Source organism: Glutamicibacter arilaitensis Re117 (assembly GCF_000197735.1).
In the GTDB taxonomy this organism is placed as follows: Bacteria; Actinomycetota; Actinomycetes; order Actinomycetales; family Micrococcaceae; genus Glutamicibacter; species Glutamicibacter arilaitensis.
In genome coordinates this window covers 2,339,794-2,361,555 of record NC_014550.1, presented here as the reverse complement: position 1 = coordinate 2,361,555, position 21,762 = coordinate 2,339,794, and the positions used below count along the sequence as shown (strand labels likewise).

General features: G+C 59.0%; 17 protein-coding genes. All 17 read left to right on the top strand.

Annotated features, from left to right (window positions below; all coding sequences use genetic code 11):
• Nucleotides 1-83: 83 nt before the first annotated feature.
• The gene (locus AARI_RS11300) at nucleotides 84-1,862 is read left to right on the top strand and encodes a peptidoglycan D,D-transpeptidase FtsI family protein (protein ID WP_013349423.1); all 1,779 of its coding nucleotides are present in this window, start codon (nucleotides 84-86) and stop codon (nucleotides 1,860-1,862) included.
• Nucleotides 1,856-3,448, top strand: coding sequence for a UDP-N-acetylmuramoyl-L-alanyl-D-glutamate--2,6-diaminopimelate ligase (locus AARI_RS11295; protein ID WP_013349422.1), 1,593 nt, complete (start codon nucleotides 1,856-1,858; stop codon nucleotides 3,446-3,448). The genes AARI_RS11300 and AARI_RS11295 overlap by 7 nt, the downstream gene beginning before the upstream one ends.
• A 50-nt stretch (nucleotides 3,449-3,498) precedes the next feature.
• Nucleotides 3,499-4,956, top strand: a complete 1,458-nt coding sequence (locus tag AARI_RS11290) for a UDP-N-acetylmuramoyl-tripeptide--D-alanyl-D-alanine ligase (protein WP_013349421.1) — start codon at nucleotides 3,499-3,501, stop codon at nucleotides 4,954-4,956.
• On the top strand, nucleotides 4,953-6,056 hold the full coding sequence (mraY, locus tag AARI_RS11285) for a phospho-N-acetylmuramoyl-pentapeptide-transferase (RefSeq protein WP_013349420.1): 1,104 nt from the start codon (nucleotides 4,953-4,955) through the stop codon (nucleotides 6,054-6,056). The genes AARI_RS11290 and mraY overlap by 4 nt, the downstream gene beginning before the upstream one ends.
• Complete coding sequence (murD, locus tag AARI_RS11280) at nucleotides 6,038-7,582, top strand: UDP-N-acetylmuramoyl-L-alanine--D-glutamate ligase (protein ID WP_049862629.1); 1,545 nt, start codon at nucleotides 6,038-6,040, stop codon at nucleotides 7,580-7,582. Before mraY ends, murD begins: the two co-directional genes overlap by 19 nt.
• A gap of 43 nt (nucleotides 7,583-7,625) precedes the next feature.
• The gene (gene ftsW, locus AARI_RS11275) at nucleotides 7,626-8,879 is read left to right on the top strand and encodes a putative lipid II flippase FtsW (protein ID WP_013349418.1); all 1,254 of its coding nucleotides are present in this window, start codon (nucleotides 7,626-7,628) and stop codon (nucleotides 8,877-8,879) included.
• A 100-nt stretch (nucleotides 8,880-8,979) separates the two neighbouring features.
• Nucleotides 8,980-10,101 carry an undecaprenyldiphospho-muramoylpentapeptide beta-N-acetylglucosaminyltransferase gene (gene murG, locus AARI_RS11270; RefSeq protein WP_013349417.1) on the top strand — a complete coding sequence of 374 codons (1,122 nt, stop codon included), beginning with the start codon at nucleotides 8,980-8,982 and terminating at the stop codon, nucleotides 10,099-10,101.
• A 4-nt stretch (nucleotides 10,102-10,105) separates the two neighbouring features.
• Nucleotides 10,106-11,503 (top strand): UDP-N-acetylmuramate--L-alanine ligase, encoded by a 1,398-nt coding sequence (murC, locus tag AARI_RS11265; protein ID WP_013349416.1) that lies wholly within the window; start codon nucleotides 10,106-10,108, stop codon nucleotides 11,501-11,503.
• Nucleotides 11,504-11,565: 62 nt separating this feature from the next.
• Complete coding sequence (locus tag AARI_RS11260) at nucleotides 11,566-12,300, top strand: cell division protein FtsQ/DivIB (RefSeq protein WP_013349415.1); 735 nt, start codon at nucleotides 11,566-11,568, stop codon at nucleotides 12,298-12,300.
• Nucleotides 12,301-12,518: 218 nt separating this feature from the next.
• The gene (gene ftsZ, locus AARI_RS11255) at nucleotides 12,519-13,709 is read left to right on the top strand and encodes a cell division protein FtsZ (protein ID WP_013349414.1); all 1,191 of its coding nucleotides are present in this window, start codon (nucleotides 12,519-12,521) and stop codon (nucleotides 13,707-13,709) included.
• Between the two features lie 20 nt (nucleotides 13,710-13,729).
• Nucleotides 13,730-14,479, top strand: a complete 750-nt coding sequence (locus AARI_RS11250) for a polyphenol oxidase family protein (RefSeq protein ID WP_013349413.1) — start codon at nucleotides 13,730-13,732, stop codon at nucleotides 14,477-14,479.
• Between the two features lie 97 nt (nucleotides 14,480-14,576).
• Complete coding sequence (locus tag AARI_RS11245) at nucleotides 14,577-15,128, top strand: cell division protein SepF (protein ID WP_013349412.1); 552 nt, start codon at nucleotides 14,577-14,579, stop codon at nucleotides 15,126-15,128.
• A gap of 23 nt (nucleotides 15,129-15,151) precedes the next feature.
• Nucleotides 15,152-15,448, top strand: coding sequence for a YggT family protein (locus AARI_RS11240; RefSeq protein WP_013349411.1), 297 nt, complete (start codon nucleotides 15,152-15,154; stop codon nucleotides 15,446-15,448).
• Nucleotides 15,449-15,677: 229 nt separating this feature from the next.
• The gene (locus AARI_RS11235) at nucleotides 15,678-16,427 is read left to right on the top strand and encodes a DivIVA domain-containing protein (protein ID WP_013349410.1); all 750 of its coding nucleotides are present in this window, start codon (nucleotides 15,678-15,680) and stop codon (nucleotides 16,425-16,427) included.
• A gap of 97 nt (nucleotides 16,428-16,524) precedes the next feature.
• Nucleotides 16,525-17,106: a signal peptidase II gene (gene lspA, locus AARI_RS11230; RefSeq protein WP_013349409.1), complete on the top strand. Its 582-nt coding sequence runs from the start codon at nucleotides 16,525-16,527 to the stop codon at nucleotides 17,104-17,106.
• Nucleotides 17,103-18,047 (top strand): RluA family pseudouridine synthase, encoded by a 945-nt coding sequence (locus AARI_RS11225; protein WP_013349408.1) that lies wholly within the window; start codon nucleotides 17,103-17,105, stop codon nucleotides 18,045-18,047. The genes lspA and AARI_RS11225 overlap by 4 nt, the downstream gene beginning before the upstream one ends.
• Before the next feature lie 105 nt (nucleotides 18,048-18,152).
• Nucleotides 18,153-21,716 carry a DNA polymerase III subunit alpha gene (dnaE, locus tag AARI_RS11220; RefSeq protein WP_041648850.1) on the top strand — a complete coding sequence of 1,188 codons (3,564 nt, stop codon included), beginning with the start codon at nucleotides 18,153-18,155 and terminating at the stop codon, nucleotides 21,714-21,716.
• The last annotated feature ends 46 nt before the right edge of the window (nucleotides 21,717-21,762 follow it).

Below are 21,762 nucleotides of genomic sequence, written 5' to 3'. Positions count from 1 at the left end.
GGCTAACGCTGCTGGAAAACCACGCTGAGGGAAAGTTAGGTTCTTTTGTGAGCTCGTCCGCAATAGACACTGCAAAAAAGCGAATGCGCTTGGTGCTTGTCCTCTCCGTGGCATTGCTACTGGTGATCCTGGGGCGGTTGGTCTGGGTTCAAGGCATCAACTCGGCCAGCATCGCCAACGCGGCGCAGGCCAACCGTGAACGCGTTGAAACCATCGCTCCCAATCGCGGATCCATCGAAGACCGCAATGGCACGATGCTCGCTGCCTCCGTTGACCGCTATGACCTGGTGATCGACCAGCGCCAGCAAGGCGAGACCATTCGCCGTGCCAAACGTGACGGAACCAATACCCAGGAGCGCATCACCTGGGATCAAGCCATTGATGAACTGGCCGAAGCTCTTGAGCAAGACCGCGACGAGCTGGCCATGAAGGTACGTCCTCAGGGCGATGCCAAGCCCAAGGGCTACGTCATGCTCGCCAAGAGCGTGACCCCAGAAGTTCGCAATGAAGTTCTTGAAATCGGAATCCCTCGACTGGCCTCTTTGCTGCGCAGTGAACGCCAGTACCCGCAGGGTGTCATTGCTGGTCCATTGCTCGGCTTCGTACGCAACTCTGAAGACCAGACCAGCGTGGTTGGTGCAGAAGGCTTGGAACTGAGCCAGGAAAAGCACCTTGCCGGCACCGAAGGCAGCCGCAAATACGAAATCAGTGCTGACGGTGTGCGCATCCCGGTCACAGAGGTAGAAGAGACCCCGGCTGTCGACGGCCAGGACGTCATTCTTACCATTGACTCGGATATCAACTACGTCGCCCAGCGTGCGGCCGAGAAGAAGCAAGCACAGTTCAACGCCGAGTGGGTTTCCGTGGTCGTCATGGAAGCGAAAACCGGCAAGATTCTGGCGATTGGCGACTCGGCAGAGCTGGACCCCAATGATCCAGGCGCCACCGTTCCTGAATTCCGCCGTTCTACCTCCATCACGCGTGCTTTTGAACCCGGTTCCACCGGCAAGGCAGCGATCTTCGCTGCCGCCATTGACCAAGGAGGAGTGGATCCGCTAACCGAGATGCGCGTACCGCACAAGAAGACGTTCACCAAGGAAACCATCAACGACTCCTTGGAGCACTCGACCTACGACATGACCGTTGCAGGCATTTTCGCCCGTTCATACAACACCGGCACCGTGATGGTCGGAAATACCATGAGCAAGCAGACCCGCTACGACTACATGCGCGCCTTCGGCCTCGGAACACCGATCCGCGTCGGGCTGAACGGCGCCAGCGCTGGCCAGTTGGCAGCTCCGGAGAACTGGGACCGCCGCCAGCAGTACACCACCATGTTCGGCCAGGGCTACTCGCAGACTGTGCTGCATACCGCTTCGATCTTCCAGGCCCTGGCCAACAAGGGTGTTCGCCTTTCGCCGAGCCTGATCGAGGGGTACCGCAATGAGGACGGCACCATGACCGAAATCCCAGCACCTGAAAAGAAGCGCGTGGTCAAGAAGAGCACGGCAGCTGAAATGCTCAAGCTGATGGAAACGGTGGTAGATAGTGGTACCGGTTACAAGGAACGCATCCCCGGATACCGTGTAGGCGGCAAGACCGGTACTGGCCAGGCCGCCAGCGCCAAGGGCTATGACGGCTATACTTATTCTTTCGCAGGTGTAGCACCTTTGGAAGATCCGCAGTTCGTTGTCGTGGCAACAATGTACCGCCCAAAGGGCAATTGGCAGGACTTCTCGGTAGCCGACACGTTTACCGACGTCATGAGCCACACCCTGAACACATTCAATGTGCCTCCGAGCACTACTAAGTCAGAGGCGTACGACGTCTTTGTAGGTGAGGATCAGAAGAAATCTTGGTAGCCCAAAACCCCGACACTCCTCGTGAGCTTGAACGGTACCTACGCCCAGAGAACACCGCAGGCCTCGGCTTCGACCAGCTCTGCGGCACCGCCGGGGCAGTGCGCACTGGCGCATTGCTCAACGCGGCCCCGCAGATCCTCGGAGTCAGCCTCAACCCGCAGATCGTACAGCCTGGCGATGTCTTCCTCGGTATCTCCGGGGCGAAGCGCCACGGTGCAGAATTCGTGGAAACCGCTGTCGCCAATGGCGCGGTTGCCATGATCACAGATACCGCTGGACTCGAATTCCTCGGCGATGGCCTGTCCATCCCGGTGGCCGTCGTCGCCGACGTGCGCAAGAGCGCAGCCGCGATTGCCCAAAACGTCTACGGAACCGATCAGCGCAGTCCGAAACTCTTCGGCGTGACCGGCACCAACGGAAAAACCACCACCACCTACATGATCCGTGCGATCCTTGACGCCCTGGGTGAAGAGACCGGACTGATCGGCACGATTGAAATGTCTGCTCGCGGGCAGATCATCCCCAGCGTGCTGACCACCCCGGAATCCACCCAGCTGCATGGGGTGCTTGCGCGCATGGCGCAGCAGGACGTCAGCTCGGTAGCCATGGAGGTATCCAGCCACTCGCTGAGCTACGGCCGCGTTGATTCGCTGCGCTTTGCTGTCTCCGGCTATACCAACCTGACCCAGGACCACCTGGATCTTCACGGCACCATGGATGAGTACTTCGAAACCAAGGCTCAGCTGTTCACCGCCGAACGCTCCGAACGCGCGGTCGTCATGGTCGATGACCAGTACGGCCAGCGTCTGGCTGAGCGTGCACTGGTGCCAACCGAAACCCTGAGCCTGGATGAAGCCCACCCTTCGGCGTACTGGCGGGTCACTGAGCTAGCGCACAGCGGCCTGGGCCACAGCTTCACCCTGCGCCACCGCGATGGACGCGAGCTGCGAGCACGTACCCTGCTGCCGGGCATGTTCAACGTTGCCAATGGCGCACTGGCAGCCGTCATGGTTCTTGCCAGCGGTGTAGAGCTCGATACCCTGCAGCGTGCCTTAAACGCGGGGGACCCGCTGTCGGTCGCCGTGCCAGGGCGCATGCAGGTAGTTGGCGAATCCCCGGTGGCAGTCGTCGACTTTGCGCATAACTCAGACGCACTGGCCAAGGCACTGGATTCGATCCGTCCGGGGGAGCAGGGCCGGCGAATCGTCGTCTTCGGCGCCACCGGAGAACGCGATAAGACCAAGCGCCCGGATATGGGAGCGGTAGCCGCCCGCCACGCAGATATCGTCATTGTCACCGATGATGACCCGCACGGAGAGGACCCGGCCCCAATTCGCGAGCAGGTTGCCTCCGGAGCGCAGCAGGTACTGGACACTGAGCGTCCCGGCGTGCAGGTTCACAACATCGCGCCACGCGCCAAAGCCGTAGAGTTCGCTGTGAGTTTGGCGCATGCCAACGATGCGATTCTCGTGGCCGGACGAGGACACGAAGTTAGCCAAGACGTCGCGGGAATTGACGTTGAGCTCGATGATCGGGTGGAACTAGCGAAAGCACTGAATCTTCATGGATTTGTGACCAATTCCTAGACCGCACAAGTCCACTATCATCACCGCTCAAGTGTAAAGTCCTTATTGCCATGATTGAACTGTCTCTGACCGACCTGCTGGAAATCACCGGCGGCAAGGCGACTGCTACAGTCGCCGCCGACACGGTGATCACTTCCGTTGCCACTGATTCGCGCGAAGTCCTCCCAGGCGCCCTATATGTCGCTAAGCCCGGTGAATTTTCCGACGGCCACACCTTCATCGACGGCGCACGCGCCGCCGGCGCCGTACTGTCCCTCGCCGAACGCATCACCCACGATGAAGAACGCCGCGAACACCCGGCGATCATCGTTGAAGATGCGGTAGATGCCATGGGCAAGATCGCCGCCCATATCGTGTCCCACCTCAAGGCCAAGAACGATGCCAAGGTAGTGGGCATCACCGGCTCCGCTGGGAAGACCACCACCAAGGACCTGCTGGCCGGCATCTTGTCGCAAGCAGCGCCCACCGTATCGCCTATCGGCTCCTACAACGGTGAAGTCGGCGTGCCGCTCACGGTCTTCAGCGCCACTGAAGAGACCAAATACTTTGTCATCGAGATGGGTGCCACCGGCATCGGCCATCTGAACTACCTGACCGATATGGTGCACCCGCATGTGGGCGTCGTACTGTGCGTTGGCACTGCCCACGCCGGCGAATTCGGCGGAGTGGAGAATATCGAGAAGGCCAAGGGCGAACTCGTTGAGGCCCTGGACACCGAAGGCATTGCCATCTTGAACGCCGAGGATCCACGCGTGGCACGCATGGAATCGCGGGCTCGTTCCCAGGTGCGCTTCTTCGGCACCGGAGCGGTTAAGCCAGAGAACGCGGGAGTCTGGGCCAGCGACGTTGTTGTCAACGCCGAGGGCCAGCCAGAACTCACCCTTGAATTCCCCAACGGCTACAGCAAGCGGATCACCTCCGGGCTGCTGGGCCGCCACCACGTCTCGAACATCTTGGCCGCAGCGAATGCAGCGCTGGCACTGGACATCGATCCAGAACTGATTGCCGCGGGCCTTGAAGGCCGTGCTGCCGGAAGCCGCTGGCGGATGGAACGCCTTGAGCGTGCCGATGGCGTGAGCATCATCAACGATGCCTACAACGCCAACCCCGAGTCGATGCGCGCAGCACTGGTGACCCTGGCCGAACTTGGCCTGGGCGCTGACGGTGCACCGGGCCGGCGTACCTGGGCGGTCCTGGGCGAAATGCTGGAACTGGGCGACGAAAGCATCCACCAGCACGATTTGCTGGGCCGCATGGCAGTTCGCATGAACATCAAGAAACTTGTCGTGGTAGGCCGCGGTGCGAAGCCCGCCTACAACTCTGCAGTGCTCGAAGGCAGCTGGGGCGATGAAGCCTACTACGTCGAAGACGTGGAAGAGGCTCGCGCGCTGCTCGAAGAACAGCTTCAGCCTGGCGATATCGCCTTGTTCAAGTCCTCTAACGGAGCCGGTCTGCGCTTCTTGGGCGACGAGATTGCAGCATTCGCGAAGGAAGGCGACAAGGCATGATCGCATTGCTTTTGGGGGCAGGCATTGCCCTCGTTTTGACCATGGTAGCGATGCCCCTGTACATCCGCCTGCTGACCAAGAAGCAGTACGGTCAGGTAGTTCGCGATGACGGACCGAACTCGCATGCCATCAAGTCCGGCACCCCCACCATGGGCGGCATAGTCTTCGTCTTAGCAGTCTTCGTGGCGTATTTCGCCACTCACGGCATCCTTTCGCTGATGGGGCGCACCTCCTCGGGCATCACCGCCAGCGGACTGCTGGTGTTGCTGCTCTTCGGCGGTATGGGACTGGTCGGCTTCCTCGATGACTTCATCAAGATCTTCAAGAAGCGTTCGCTGGGCTTGCGCGCCTGGCAGAAGATCGTGCTGCAGGCCATCATCGGCATCAGCTTTGCGGTGCTGGCCCTGCAGTTCCCCGACGAGAAGGGGCTGACCCCCGGCTCCACCGCAATCTCTTTCCTGCGCGATACCAACTTTGATTTGGCCTTCGCCGGACCGATGATCGGTCTAGTGCTGTTTGTGATCTGGTCGAACTTCATCGTCACCGGCACCACGAACGCCGTCAACCTCACCGACGGCCTGGACGGCCTAGCCACTGGCGCATCAATCATGGTTTTCGGCGCCTACACCTTGATGGGCATCTGGCAGCAGAATCAGGCCTGCAGCAACATCAACTCCATGGATGTCTGCTACTCGGTACGCGATCCGCAGGACCTGGCGCTGCTCGGTGCCACCCTGTCCGGCGCGCTGATCGCCTTCCTCTGGTTCAACGCCAAGCCAGCAAAGATCTTCATGGGCGACACCGGCTCGCTGGCAATCGGCGGCGCAGTGGCTGCCTTCGCAATCCTCTCGCGCACCCAGCTGCTGCTGTTGGTCATCGCGGGCCTGTTCGTGATCGTGGCGCTGTCGGTCATCATCCAGGTGGGCTACTTCAAGCTCTCCGGCGGCAAGCGCGTCTTCAAGATGGCTCCGCTGCAGCACCACTTCGAACTCTCGGGCTGGTCTGAGGAAAATGTAGTTATTCGTTTCTGGATTCTGGCCGGCCTGTTCGTGGCAGCCGGACTGGGTCTGTTCTACTCTGAATGGGTTGTCGCACTGTGAGCGTAGAAGCAAGCAAATCACTGGACGAACTCAATAGCTGGGATGCCAACTGGAAGGGCCTGCGCGTCGTCGTAGCAGGACTGGGACTCTCCGGATTCTCCGCTGCAGACACGCTGATCGAACTAGGCGCAATCGTCACGGTCATTGACGGCCGTGATGACCAGATGAACCAGCAGCGTGCCGAAACCTTGAAGATTGTCGGCGCCCACGAGGTGCTGCTTGGCAACGACAAGGTGCAGGCACTGCCGCTAGTTGATGGGCAGCAAGCCCAGTTGGTCATGGTTTCCCCAGGATGGAACCCACGCAACCCGGTGATCGCAGAAGCCGAATCCAAGGGCATTGCCATCTGGAGCGATATCGAGCTGGCTTGGCGCGTACAGAATCGTGCAGGCCACACCGCTCCCCAGTGGCTAGTCATCACCGGCACCAACGGCAAGACCACCACCGTGGGCATGACCGAATCGATCCTGCGTGCCGATGGCCTGAAAGCCATTGCTGTAGGCAACGTCGGCACCCCAATCCTGGACGCAGTGCGCGAGCCAGTGGACTATGACGTATTCGCTGTCGAGCTCTCCAGCTTCCAGCTGCACTACACCCACACTATTTCACCGGTAGCTTCGGTGGTCTTGAACCTGGCAGAAGACCATGTTGACTGGCATGACGGGTTCGAGAACTACAAGGCCGCCAAGGCCAAGATCTACGAACGCACCCAAATCGCCGCGATCTTCAACGCGGCAGATGAGGCCACCATCAAAATGGTGGAAGACGCTGATGTAGTCGAAGGCTGCCGCGCCATCGGTTTCACCACCGACACCCCTGCCGTATCCATGGTGGGCGTTGTCGAGGGCCTGCTGGTGGACCGCGCCTTCCTGGAAGAGCGCAAGACCAGCGCAGTGGAATTGATTGCCCTGAAGGAAATCGGGGAGATCGTTCCACGCCACACCGCGGCCAACGCCGCGGCGGCCGCAGCACTGACGCGTGCCTATGGCGTGCACCCGGAAGCTGTTGCCGCAGGCCTGAAGAACTTCGATTCCGGCGACCACCGGATCCAGGCTGTTGCGCGCAAGGACGACATCCTGTGGGTCAATGACTCCAAAGCCACCAACCCGCATGCAGCCGATGCATCCTTGGCTGCGTTTACCCGCGTGGTCTGGATTGCCGGCGGCCTGTCAAAGGGCGTGGAATACGGCGATCTCGTGGCCAAGCATGCTCAGCGCCTGGCTAAGGTGCTTCTCATTGGCACCGATACCGCAGGTTTGCGCGAAGCCCTCGCGGCACACGCGCCAGAGGTTGAAGTCATCGACATCACCGATTCGGCCCAAGACAGCGAAGGCGCAGCCCCATCAGGTGCACAGGTGATGACCCGTGCAGTGAGCAAGGCAGCTGAAATCGCTCAAGCTGGGGATACCGTGCTGATGGCACCGGCTGCCGCGTCGATGGACCAATTCAGCTCCTACGCGCAGCGTGGCAACGCATTTATCTCTGCCGTCAGTGATCTGATGGATAAAACTGAGCAAGACAAGTAATTCCGAACGCACCGAAATAACAGCACCGAGGTAGGAGGCAGCGATGGCGGCGAAACCCAGCAAGAAGCCAGCAGGTAGCAAAGCTGAACTGCCTTGGTACATGCGACCGCTTCGACTCCTGGGCACCGTCGAGAATTCCAGTGGCCGCATGGCGTCCACCGACTACTGGCTGGTGCTCGTTGGATCTATCGTGCTTGCGGTTTTCGGTGTGCTCATGGTCCAGTCCTCGGCCTCGGTTGAAGCGATCGCCAAGGGCCGTGACGGCTTCACCGTGGCTCTGGCCCAAGGCGCTTTCGCGGCCCTGGGCATCGTATGCATGCTGATCATGCAACGTGTGAATCCGGAAACGCTGAAGCGGCTCGCCTGGCCCGCGGTCATTACCGCGGTAATCTTGCTGTTCATGGTGGCCTTCACGCCGCTGGGTCACACGGTGCTCGGTAACCGAAACTGGATTCGCATTGGCTCCTTCGGTCTGCAGCCCAGTGAATTCGCCAAGTTGGCGCTGGCGGTTTTCGCCGCGTTCATGCTGGAAAAGAAACAGCATCTGCTGCAGGACATCAAGCACCTGCTCGTGCCTATCGTCGCTCCTGTCGGAGTTGCGATTGTCGGTCTTGTCGTTGTCGGCAAGGACGTGGGTACGGCGCTGGTGCTGCTCATGATCATCGCTTCAGCAATGTTCCTGGGCGGGATGAGGATGAAATGGCTCGCCGCGTGTTCAGCCGTGGGCGTCCTGCTGCTGACGGTAGCGATCCTGGCCTCGTCGAACCGGCGCCAGCGAATCACGGCTTGGCTGGACACCGATTGCGGCCCGAGCAATGACCTCTGCTACCAGGCCAGCATGGGCTTGCATGCCTTCGCTTCGGGCGGCTGGTTTGGCGTAGGCGCCGGCCAATCTCGCATGAAGTGGTCGTATGTTCCTGAAGCCCAAAATGACTTCATCTTCTCTATCTTGGGAGAAGAATTCGGGTTGATCGGCGTGCTGTTCGTCCTGGTGATGTTCATCCTGTTGGCCCTGGCGATGTACCGCATCGCGGCGCGCGCCAATGACATGTACACCAAGGTGCTCATGGGCTGCCTGATGTCCTGGGTTATCGGCCAGACCTTCGTGAACCTTGGTACGGTCACCGGCGTCTTGCCGGTGATCGGTGTGCCACTGCCGTTTATTTCCTCCGGTGGTTCGGCCATGCTGGCCATCATGCTCGCCATGGGATTTGTGCTCTCCGCAGCTCGCGCTCAAAAGCTAGAATTTGAAGGGCAGCTGGAAAAGAAACCAGTCAAAAGCAAGAAAACCAAGTAGCAGCCTGCACTCGGCGGCTGACAAGTTGTAAAAACCCACCACCGGATCCTTGGTGGACGTTGATCCTGCTGCGAGGCAGGACGAAGGAGTACAGCAACAGATGAGCGAAGCACTTCGTCTAGTCATCGCTGGCGGAGGAACTGCCGGCCATATCTCTCCAATGCTGGCGATCGCCGATGCAGTGAAGGCAGAGCATCCAGAAGCCCAGATCACCGCGCTGGGTTCTCCTGGTGGCTTGGAAACCAAGCTGGTACCGGAGGCCGGATACCCGCTGGAGCTCAGTCCCAAGGCACCAATGCCCCGAAGCATCAACGCTGACCTGCTCAAGTTCCCGTTCCGCTTCATCAAGGCGCTGAATAACGCCAAAAAGGTTCTGCGTGCCACCGGCGCCCAAGCAGTGCTCGGCGTGGGCGGCTACGTGTGCACCCCGGCCTACTTGGCAGCCAAGCAGCTCAAGCTGCCAATTTTTGTCCACGAGGCGAACTCAGTTGCCGGCATGGCCAATAAGCTCGGCGCAAAGAATGCAGTCTTCGTCGGCACCACCTTCGCAAACACCGGCTTGCCCGGCGAAGTGCAGGTGGGCATGCCGATGCGATCCAACGTCGCGACCATGGACAAGGCAGCCTTGCGCGACCAAGCCCGCGAATACTTCGGCATCACCGCAGACAAGCCGGTGCTGCTGGTGACCGGTGGTTCTTCGGGAGCGCAGAGCATCAACAACGCCATCGCACAGTCGCTGGAGGAGTTGAACCAAGCCGGAATCCAGACCGTCCACATCACCGGGCGCGGCAAGCAGATGCTCGATGACTCCGGGGAACTATTGGCCCATGAAGGCTACACCCAGCTCGAGTACGTGGATCGGATGGACTTCGCCTACGCTGTGGCAGATCTGATGATCTGCCGTTCGGGTGCGGGCACTGTCTGCGAACTGGCCGTCGCCGGGACCGCATCGGTGCTGGTTCCGTTGCCGATTGGCAATGGCGAACAAAAGCTCAACGCCCGTGAGCTGGTAGCAGCCGGGGGAGCAGTAGTTGTCTCCGACGCGGAATTCACACATTCCTACATCACTGAAAATGTCATCAATCTGTTGACCGATCAGCATAAACTTGAACAGATGAACGAAGCCGCTGCCTCATTGGGGCAGCGCGACGCCGCTCAAATCATGGCGCGACGGATTATTGAAGAAGTTTCAACTCGCCAGCGTGCGGGTCAGGAAGGCTAGAACCATGGCATTGCGAGCCGACGAACTGAACGCCGATCTGGGCAAGGTGCACCTGATGGGTGTAGGCGGGGTTGGCGTATCAGCAGTTGCACGGCTGATGCTCGACTACGGCCTGCAAGTCTCCGGCACTGATGCCAAGGACCTCCCTGTACTCACCGGATTGCGTGAGCGCGGGGCACGGATCCACGTCGGCTACGACGCGGCGAACCTCGGCGATGCGGACACCGTGGTGATCTCCTCGATCATCAAACCCGGAAACCCTGAATACGATGAAGCGGTACGCCGCGGACTGCGCATCTTGCATCGCTCCGAAGGCTTGGAAGCGACTATGCGCGGACATGAGAAGATTGTGGCCATTGCCGGCACCCACGGCAAGACCACCACCACCTCGCTGACCGCGCACATGCTCAAGACCATTGGTACACGGCCCAGCTTTGCAGTCGGCGCGAACATTCCAAGCTTGGGCACCAACGCCGAACTGGGTTCGGGATCCTACTTCGTTGCCGAAGCCGATGAATCTGATGCTTCCTTCTTGAACTATCGTCCGGATGTCATCATCGTGACCAACGTCGAAGCCGACCACCTGGATCATTACGGAACCGCCGACGCGGTCCATCAGGCATTCGTCGATTTCGCCCAGCTCTTGCCAGAAGACGGCCTGCTGATTTGCTGTGCCGATGATGAAGGCGCAAACAACCTTGCACGCAAGATGCGTGCAGCACGTTCGGATATCCGCGTGCAGACCTACGGCTTCAGTGATCACGCCGACCGCCGCCTGTCCCAGGCGCAGGCCACGGAAGATGGCCGCTTCACCGCCACCATCGAATGGGGCAGCGGAGAAAGCCGCATCCTGGATCTGGCCGTCCCCGGACAGCACAACCTGCTCAACGCTGCAGCGGCCCTGGCCGTAGGCATTGACGCTGGCTTGGAGGTCCAGGAAGCACTCGATGCCCTCTCCAGCTTCTCCGGTGCTGCCCGGCGCTTCGAATTCAAGGGTGAAGCAGGCGCAGTACGCGTCTACGATGATTACGCGCATCACCCCACCGAGGTGCAGGCGGCCTTGACCGCTGGTCGCACCGTGGCGGGCAATGGCCGGTTGCATGTAGTCTTCCAGCCACACCTGTTCAGCCGTACCCAGGAGTTCTACCGCCAGTTCGCCCAGGCTCTGTCCCTGGCCGACTCGGTTGCGGTGCTGGATATCTATCCGGCACGTGAAGAGCCTATCGAAGGCGTGAACAGTGAACTGATTGCCTCGCGTATTGAAGTTCCTGCCCAGGTGCTTGCGCCAGCGGCAGCCGTTGCGCATGTGGTGGAGAAAGCTGAACCTGGCGATATCATCATGACCATTGGTGCAGGTGATGTCACGGCTCTGGGGCCAGACATCCTCAAAGCGCTGAGCTAGCTCCTCCCGTCCATCGATCCAGACCGCCGTTGGTGGTCCGCATCCGTCAAGCAAGGTGACCCATGCCCGAAGCAGCAAAAGTCGTCGAACTTCCGGAAAGCCCGGAGAAAAAACGACGTAAGATCCTGATCATCGTCGCGGCCAGCATCGTCATTCTCAGCCTCGCGGCGGTGTTGATCTTGAGCTTCTCGCCGGTAATCGCCGCCAAGAAGATCGAGGTAACCGGCACCAAGCTGGTCAATGCCAAGACTTTGACGGAATCATTGGAGCCGCTCAAGGGCGTTCCGTTGCCTCGGATTTCTGAGTCCAAGGTTCAGGAACTGATCGGCGAGCAGCCGGCAATTGATGAAATCGTCGTGAAGGCGCAGATGCCCAACACTTTGGTCGTGGAGGTGCTCGAAGCAGTGCCGGTTGCCATCTTGATCGAAGGTAAGAAGGAATACCTGGTCTCCGAGACCGGGAAGAAGCTTCGCACCGTGGGAAAGAAGGATAAGGACAAGCTCCCGAAGATTAAGGCCAGTGACGCCACTGCCGATCCGGAGCAGTTCAAGCTGTTGACCGGGATCTTGAGCACGGTTGATGCCAATGTGCTCAAGGAAGTTTCAACGGCGACGCTGTCCCAGGCAGGTTTTGCGGAATTGGCTTTGCCGAAGAAACGCACGTTGATTTGGGGTGACGCTGAAAAATCGGCACTCAAAAACGAAGTGGCGACGATCTTCTTGAAAGAGCTTGAGAAAAAAGGCGAGGGCAAGACAACCATCGACGTCACCAACCCAGAAAACCCTGTGGTCTATTAAGTCGTGACCCTCTGGGCGCGGGAAGACCAATAAGCCAAGAAATTCTGGAAAGATAGTTTTGAATAAGCGACACGCCTAGGCGGTCGTTGCAGAAAGACCATACGGCTCATAGCGTTTCTAATAGCGATAGCTTGACAGATCCTAAACCTTAAGGCTAAAGGCGAAGGCTCTTGGCTGGAGTCGTAAACATGTAGCACATCTAACAAGGGAAGCGGGACGTGGCAGCTCCACAGAATTACCTCGCGGTCATTAAAGTCGTCGGAATCGGCGGTGGCGGTGTAAACGCAGTCAATCGAATGATCGAAGTCGGTCTCAAGGGCGTAGAGTTCATCGCCATTAACACCGATGCTCAGGCTCTGCTTATGAGTGATGCCGACGTCAAACTAGACGTAGGACGCGAACTTACTCGCGGCCTGGGCGCTGGCGCCAACCCTGATGTGGGACGCCAGGCAGCTGAAGATCATGTAGAAGAAATCGAAGACGTCCTGCGCGGCGCCGATATGGTCTTCGTGACCGCAGGCGAAGGCGGCGGTACCGGTACCGGTGGCGCACCAGTCGTGGCACGCATTGCCCGTTCGCTCGGCGCACTGACCATCGGTGTTGTCACCCGTCCATTCACCTTCGAGGGTCGCCGCCGTGCGAACTCCGCCGAGTCGGGCATTGAAGCCCTGCGCGACGAAGTAGACACCCTCATCGTGATTCCGAATGATCGACTGCTGTCGATCTCGGATCGCAACGTATCGGTACTCGACGCATTCCGCCAAGCAGACCAGGTGCTGCTTTCCGGTGTGCAGGGCATTACCGATCTGATCACCACCTCGGGCCTGATCAACCTCGACTTCGCCGACGTGAAGTCCGTGATGCAGGGCGCAGGCTCGGCACTCATGGGTATCGGTTCGGCGCGGGGCGAAGACCGCGCAGTCAAGGCAGCCGAACTGGCTATTGCCTCGCCGCTGCTCGAAGCTTCCATCGATGGCGCCCACGGCGTCCTGCTGTCCATCCAGGGCGGCTCGGACCTCGGCCTGTTCGAAATCAACGAAGCTGCACGCCTCGTGCAGGAAGTTGCCCACCCAGAAGCCAACATCATCTTCGGTGCCGTCATTGACGACGCCCTGGGCGATGAAGCACGCGTAACCGTGATTGCTGCCGGCTTCGACGAGCCAGATGTCACCAGCAAGCCAATGGCGCCGGTTGCAGCAAAGCCAGCTGTATCCTCCCGCCCGGCTGAGCCAGTGCCAGCAAGCGTTCCTGAAACTCCAGCACCAGCTGCCCCTGAAGCTGCTAAGCCAGCTCAGGAACTGCCAGCTGCCGCAGAGCAGAAGAGCTCATTCCAGGATCTTCCAGATGTTGTCGACTCGGACCTGAACGGTTCGAACGATGATCTGGATGTCCCGGACTTCCTGAAGTAAAAACAGCAAGAAGCTGAGCAGTGCTACATTTCGCGTCGAACCTCGATCCGAGCATCCAACTGGCGTTCACATCGCAGGCTGAGGGCAACTTCGCCCTGCATGTGAACGACGATCCCCGCCTGGTAGCGGAGAATCGAGCCAAATTGGAGGACCTGATCGGGGTTCGACGCTTCTGTCTAAACTTCATGAATCAGGTGCACTCCGCCGATGTTCAAGAAGTGAAGCCGGTAGAGCGCACCTCGTGGCTGGAACCAGCTGCGCCCACCTGCGATGGACTGCTGGACCCAACCGGGACCCAGGTCCTGGCCGTGATGGTAGCCGATTGCCTTCCGGTACTCTTTGTTGGACGAAATTCACATTCCGGGAAAACGCTGAGTGCAGCAACGCACGCCGGACGGCGCGGACTGCTTGATGGCATCTTGACTAATACGGTCAAGGCATTGGAAAGCCATGGAGCCGAACAAATCGAAGCCGTTATAGGTCCATCGATTTGCGGTCGTTGCTACGAAGTTCCTGAGCAGATGGCCCAGGAATCCGAAGAGCTGCGCAGTGGCATTCGCACCACCACGCGGTGGGGTAGTGCGGGACTTGATCTTCCTGCATCAGCCGAAGTTGAGCTTCGCGGGCTTGGCGTTGCTGTCAGGCAATCTGGTGTGTGCACACTGGAAGATGAAAGCTACTATTCTTACCGGCGTTCAAGCGATGCAGGACGCTTAGCCGGCCTGATCTGGCCAGCGGCTCAGGGTGCGCGACACACCGCCAGCAATTGATCGAATGAACGATGCCAGCATTATTTTGTGCGGTAGCGTCGAAGTAGCGGAAGCGTGCAATGGGGTTGCATGCAAGGGATAAACGAGGAGAAATATCGTGGCTGACGGACTGCGCAAGGCAATGGTCTATCTCGGCTTGGCGGATGCCGTCGAGCAGGAAGAGACCCAGGCACAAAACTCTGAGCCTAAAACCCAAGTTCGGGTTGTTGAAGACAACGTTCCAAAACGACCTGCCGAAGCCCCTCGCCCTCAGCCTGTTGTGAGGCAGGCTGCGCCGCAAACCCAAGCTAGAGAACCAGAGACGGAATACCGTGCTCCGGTCACCCCTATTAAGCGTGCCCCTTCAGTACGGGATGAGGATTCCGAATTGCGTCAGATTACAACCGTCCACCCTCGTTCTTACAACGATGCCAAGATCATCGGTGAGAACTTCCGTGACGGCATCCCGGTGATTATGAATGTCACCGATATGGGTGAAACCGATGCCAAGCGCCTTGTCGATTTCTCGGCTGGCCTGGTTTTCGCCTTGCATGGCTCCATTGAGCGAGTCACAAACAAAGTCTTCCTGCTTTCGCCAGCGTCTGTTGAGGTCCTCGGAGAAGACCGCAAGCAGTCTGAAGCGCAGGCAACCTTCTTTAACCAGAGCTAAGACACCAGGAGCAAACGCACAAAATGGTGTTCGGGATCATCTATCTCGCGTTAGCAATCCTCCAAATTCTGCTCTTAATGAGAATTGTGTTGGATGTAACGGAAAGCTTTGCTCGCCACTGGCGACCCAAAGGCATCGCATTGATTGTCGCAAGTGCAATCGTGTCGATTACTGATCCTCCGCTGCGCTGGTTGCGTCGGAAGATTAAACCCCTGGATCTTGGCGGAATCCGCCTTGACCTGTCTTTTCTCGTGTTGTTTATCGTTGTCATCATCCTGAAGATAGTGGTAGCCAACCTTGGACACACGACTGGTATCTGATTAGGCTTAACCCGTGCTTCACGGGGATTGTCCTAAGCGGTCAAAAGCTGTAGATTCAAATAATAAGAGACTCGCGCGTAAGCTCGATTTCGTAATAATTGTCCAAATCGTTATATCCTTTAGGAAATGGTGCTCCGACTTCACCGGTCGCGACACTGACAAAAACGGTAAGTGTTTCGCAAGGCAAGACATGGTCGTGCGGAAATGATCCCAGTATTGAGGTGACCCAATGGCCTTGACGCCAGAAGACGTAGTCAATAAGCGGTTTCAGCCGACCAAGTTCCGTGAAGGCTACGACCAAGACGAGGTAGATGACTTCCTCGACGAAATCGTTGTGGAGCTGCGTCGCCTAACCGGTGAGAACGAGGCTTTGCGAAGCCGTCTTGCCGAACTTGGCGAAGATGCTGGTTCGGTATCGAAGGAACAGGCTGTGCCTGCACCTGTATCGGCCGCTCCTGCTACTCCAGCTGCTAAACCAGCCGAGGAGAAGAAGGCAGAAGCTAAGCCTGCAGAGCCGGCAAAGGCAGAAACCCCAGCCGCTAAGCCAGCTGAGGAAAAGAAGGCAGAGGCTAAGCCTGCTGCAGCTGAGAAGGCACCAGCCGCGCCAGCTGCTCCGGCCGCAGCCGCAGCACCAGCTGCTGCTTCTCGCACCGAGTTCGCAGAGTCGGCAGCCAACGTGCTGTCCATGGCTCAGCGGTTGCACGACGAATACGTCGCTGCCGGTGTTGAACAGCGCGACAAGATCATCTCCGAAGCGAAGACCGAAGCTAACACCTTGGTCACCACCGCAGAAGAGAAGAGCCGCAAGACCTTGTCGGCCCTGGAACAGCAGAAGTCTGTTCTGGAGCGCAAGCTCGAGCAGCTGCGTGGCTTCGAACGCGACTACCGTGCTCGCCTGAAGACCTACATCGAAGGACAGCTACGTGACCTTGAGTCCCAGGGTTCGATCGATGCTGGTGCAACCGGCAAGACTAACTAGTCGCTGGCAGTTCAGAACTTGATCTAGCTATCAAGTAAGATCAACGGTGGTGAACGGATAAATTCCGCTCACCACCGTTGACGTTTAAGAGAAGATAATGGGTACCACCGTGGATGAAACTCAATCCGGGAATACAGGCGTGAAGGCGAAGAAATACGCAGGCCTTGGCTTGGTGATCGCGCTGATCGCACTGGTGCTGGACCAAACAGTGAAGATCGTCGTTGAACAGAACATGCGGCTTGGACAATCAATTGAAGTGATCCCCGGATTCTTCAACATCCACTACATCCTGAATCCCGGCGCCGCCTTCTCCATCGGCGAAGACTTCACCATCGTGTTCGCCCTCCTGCAAATAGCGGTAGCGGTCTACGTCATCTACCTCTTGACCCGCAAGATCCTGGTTAGAAGCTGGGTCATTGCCCTGGGTTGCTTGCTCGGCGGTGTGCTGGGCAATGTTGTCGACCGGCTGTTCCGCGAACCCTTCTTCGGGTTCGGGCATGTGGTCGACATGCTGTCGGTCAACCACTTCGCCATTTTCAATGTCGCAGACTCCTTCATCGTCTGCTCCATGATTGCCGTGGCCTACATGCTCATCCGTGGACGCAACCTCGATGGCACCATCGGAGAAGCTGGCGACAAAGACAAGACGGACAACAGCGAAACAGAACCGAACGCATGATCTCGAACGGAACCGCCATTCACGAACTCCTCGTTGACCCAGACGATGCCGGGGCACGCCTGGACGCCTACATCGCACGGGTCCTGCAAATCCCACGCACCTTGGCCTCCAGCCTGTGCAAGGACTCGCAGGTGCAGGTCAACGGGCGAACCATCTCGAAGTCCCTGAGAATCAAGGTGGGGGACCAGCTGGTAGTCACCATCCCGCCGCAGGCAGACCCATTAGAAATTAAGGTTGAGAAAGTGGAAGAGCTGAAGATCATCGCGGACGACGATGACTACGTAGTCATCGATAAGCCCGTGGGCGTAGCAGCCCATCCATCCCCAGGCTGGGTAGGCCCAACGGTCGTTGGAGCGCTGATGGCTGAGGGCTACAACATCACCACCTCCGGCGCTGCTGAACGCCAAGGCATCGTGCACCGCTTGGATGTGGGCACCAGCGGCCTGATGGTTGTGGCGAAAACCGAACGCGCCTACACCGAGCTCAAGCGCGCCTTCAAGGAGCGCACCCCGAAGAAGATCTACCACGCAGTGGTCCAAGGACTGCCTGACCCGCTGCAGGGCACCATCGACGCACCGATTGGACGCCACCCGGGCCACGACTGGAAATTCGCAGTGCTGGATGGTGGCCGAGATTCGGTGACCCATTACAAGGTCATCGAGGCGTTCGGGCGTGCTTCGCTGGTCGAGGTGCACCTGGAAACAGGCCGCACCCACCAGATCCGCGTCCACTTCTCAGCTTTCGGACATCCATGCGTAGGCGACCAGACCTATGGCGCCGATCCCAAGCTGGGGGCCGCACTGGGGCTGACTCGCCAATGGCTGCACGCCAAGCGCCTGGGATTCAGCCACCCGGTCTCCGGACAATGGGTGGAATACGAAAGCGAATATCCTGCCGATCTGGACGGGGCCGTGGAGCTGCTGCGCGAGGGCGGCTACTAAGGATTCAAGGTGCTGCTGGACACGATCCAGCAGCACCTTTGTCGTTATTAACACAGCATCGTGCCCCGGCCAACAAGGCCGCGAAAGACTCGCTAGACTGGTTGGGTGAGTGCTACACGTGACGGTTTTGTCCATCTTCATACCCACACCGAATATTCCATGCTGGACGGTGCTGCACGCCTCGGCGAGCTATTCGCTGAAGCCAACCGGCAGGACATGAAAGCCCTGGCGATTACCGACCATGGCTACCTCTTCGGTGCATTCGACTTTTGGCGCCAAGCCACCGGGGCCGGCGTCAAGCCGATTATCGGCGTCGAAGCCTACGTCACTCCGGGCACGGCCCGTGATGACAAAACCCGTGTGAAATGGCGCACCGACGAATCGCAAAAGGGCGATGACGTTTCCGGTGGCGGCCTCTACAACCACATGACCTTGCTCTCCTATAACAACAAGGGCATGGACAACCTCTTCAAGGGCTCCTCGCGTGCCTCGCTGGACTCGGTGTTCGGCAAGTACCCGCGCTGGGACCGCGAGCTGCTCAACGAGCATCACGAAGGCATCATCGCCACCACCGGCTGCCCCTCGGGCGAAGTGCAGACCAAGCTGCGCCTGGGCCAGTACGATGCTGCCAAGGCCGCCGCGGCAGAACTGCAGGACTTGTTCGGCAAGGAGAACTATTTCTGCGAGATCATGGACCACGGTCTGGAGATCGAACGCCGCATCACCAAGGACCTGCTGCGCCTGGCCAAGGAACTGGACATTCCGCTGGTGGCCACCAACGACTTGCACTACACCCACGAATCCGATGCGAAGGCCCACGAAGCGCTGCTTGCCATCAACTCCGGTTCCACGCTCGATGAGCCGACCTATGACCAGGGTGGCAGCCGTTTCGCCTTCTCCGGTACCGGCTATTACCTCAAGAGCGCACGCGAAATGCGCGAATTGTTCAAGGAACTCCCTGAAGCGTGCGACAACACGCTGGCCATCGCCGACCGGGTGGAAGTTTCCTTCGACACCAACGCGAACTACATGCCGAAGTTCCCTTGCCCGCCAGGCGAGGACGAAACCAGCTGGCTGATCAAGGAAGTCGACAAGGGCCTGCACTACCGTTACCCCAACGGCATTCCCGAAGCTTCGCGCAAGCAGGCGGACTACGAGCTGGACGTCATCATCAAGATGGGCTTCCCGGGCTACTTCTTGGTCGTGGCCGACTTCATCAACTGGTCCAAGGACCACGGCATCCGCGTCGGTCCCGGACGTGGTTCCGGTGCAGGTTCCATGGTTGCCTATGCGATGCGTATTACCGACCTGGACCCGCTGGTCCACGGCCTGATCTTCGAGCGCTTCCTGAACCCGGAACGTGTTTCCATGCCCGACTTCGACGTCGACTTCGATGATCGCCGCCGTTCTGAGGTCATCAGGTATGTGACCGAAAAGTACGGCGATGAGCGCGTATCGATGATCGTGACCTACGGTTCAATCAAGACCAAGCAGGCGTTGAAGGACTCCTCGCGCGTGCTGGGCTACCCATTCAGCATGGGCGAATCGCTCACCAAGGCCCTGCCTCCGGCAGTGATGGCCAAGGACATCCCGCTTAACGACATCGACAACCCGGAATCCAAGCGCTACTCCGAGGCCGGGGACTTCCGCAACCTGGTGGCCAATGACCCTGAAGCAGCGCGCGTCTTCGAGACAGCCAAGGGCCTGGAAGGGCTGAAGCGCCAGTGGGGCGTGCACGCCGCCGGTGTGATCATGAGCTCGGATCCGATTATCGATGTAGTACCGATCATGCGCCGTATCCAGGATGGCCAGGTCATCACCCAGTTCGATTACCCGACCTGTGAAGGCCTGGGGCTGATCAAGATGGACTTCTTGGGGTTGCGCAACCTCACCATCATTTCCGACGCGTTGGAGAACATCGAATACAACACCGGCACCAAAATTGATCTCGAAACCCTGACCATCGAGGACCCCGAGGCCTACAACCTGCTGGCCCGCGGCGACACCCTGGGCGTGTTCCAGCTCGATGGCGGACCGATGCGCTCGCTGCTGAAGATGATGCGCCCGGATAACTTCGAAGACATCTCCGCAGTCATCGCCCTGTACCGCCCGGGTCCCATGGGTGCTAACTCGCACACCAACTACGCGCTGCGCAAGACCGGGTTGCAGGAAGTTACCCCGATCCACCCGGAGCTGGCTGAACCGCTGGCAGAGATCCTGGGCGGCACCTATGGCCTGATCGTTTATCAGGAGCAGGTTATGGCTATTGCGCAGAAGCTGGCCGGCTACTCGCTGGGCCAGGCAGATATTCTGCGCCGCGCCATGGGCAAGAAGAAGAAGTCCGAGCTGGATAAGCAGTTCGCCGGCTTCAAGCAAGGCATGAACGACAACGGCTACTCCGATGCCGCCGTGCAGACCCTGTGGGACATCCTGCTGCCTTTCTCCGACTACGCGTTCAATAAAGCGCACTCCGCGGCTTATGGAGTGGTCTCGTACTGGACCGCCTACCTCAAGGCGCACTACCCGGCCGAATACATGGCCGCACTGCTGACCTCGGTGGGCGATGACAAGGACAAGCTGGCCCTTTACCTGAACGAATGCCGCCATATCGGCATCACCGTGCTGCCTCCAGATGTCAACGAATCGGCGTTGAACTTCACCCCAGTGGGCAAGGACATCCGCTTCGGCATGGGAGCGATCCGCAACGTGGGCACCAACGCGGTGTCCGGCATGGTTGAAGCGCGCGCCGAAAAGGGCAACTACAACGACTTCAACGATTTTTTGGGCAAGGTTCCAGCGGTGGTGTGCAATAAACGCACCATTGAATCGCTGATCAAGGCCGGTGCCTTCGACTCGATGAAGCACCCGCGCCGTGCCCTGGTGGCCATCCATGAAGAAGCCGTCGACTCGGTCATCCAGGTCAAGCGCAATGAAGCCGCCAACCAGTTCGACCTGTTCAGCGCGCTGGGAGCCGAAGACTCTTCGGAATCGATGCACGTGGCCATCCCGGACCTGCCGGACTGGGACAAGAAGGAAAAGCTGGCCTACGAGCGCGACATGCTCGGCCTGTACGTTTCGGACCACCCGCTGCAGGGCCTGGGCTCGGCCCTGGACCAGTACGCGGATATGCCGGTCACGCATGTGCTCTCTGATGACGGGCCGCAAGATGGCCACATCATTTCCATCGCAGGCATGATTTCCGGATTGCAGCGGCGCATCGCCAAGAAGAGCGGCAATCCGTATGCACGCTGCGAAATCGAAGATCTTTCGGGCTCGATGGAAGTCATGTTCTTCGGCCAGGCCTACCAGCCGATCGCCGAGATCCTGGCCGATGACCTGATCGTGGTCATCAAGGGCCGGGTGCAGCGCCGCGATGACGGATCGATCACCTTGAATGCCCAGGAAATGATGATCCCGGAAATCTCCGAGGATGCCAACGGGGGCCCGGTGGTCATCGGCATTCCAACGCATAAGGCCACCGAGACCCTGGTGCAGAAGCTCGGTGATGTGCTGCGCACGCACAGCGGCAATACCGAGGTGCGCGTGAAGCTCACCGGCAGCCGCGGCACCTCGCTGATGCGCCTGGGCATGAACTTCCGGGTCAATCCGAATCCGGCATTGTTCGGCGACTTGAAGGTGTTGCTGGGGCCGAACTGCTTGGACGTGTAGCCAACTGGATGCTTGCCTGGATGACCGGAGAAGGTAACTAATAACC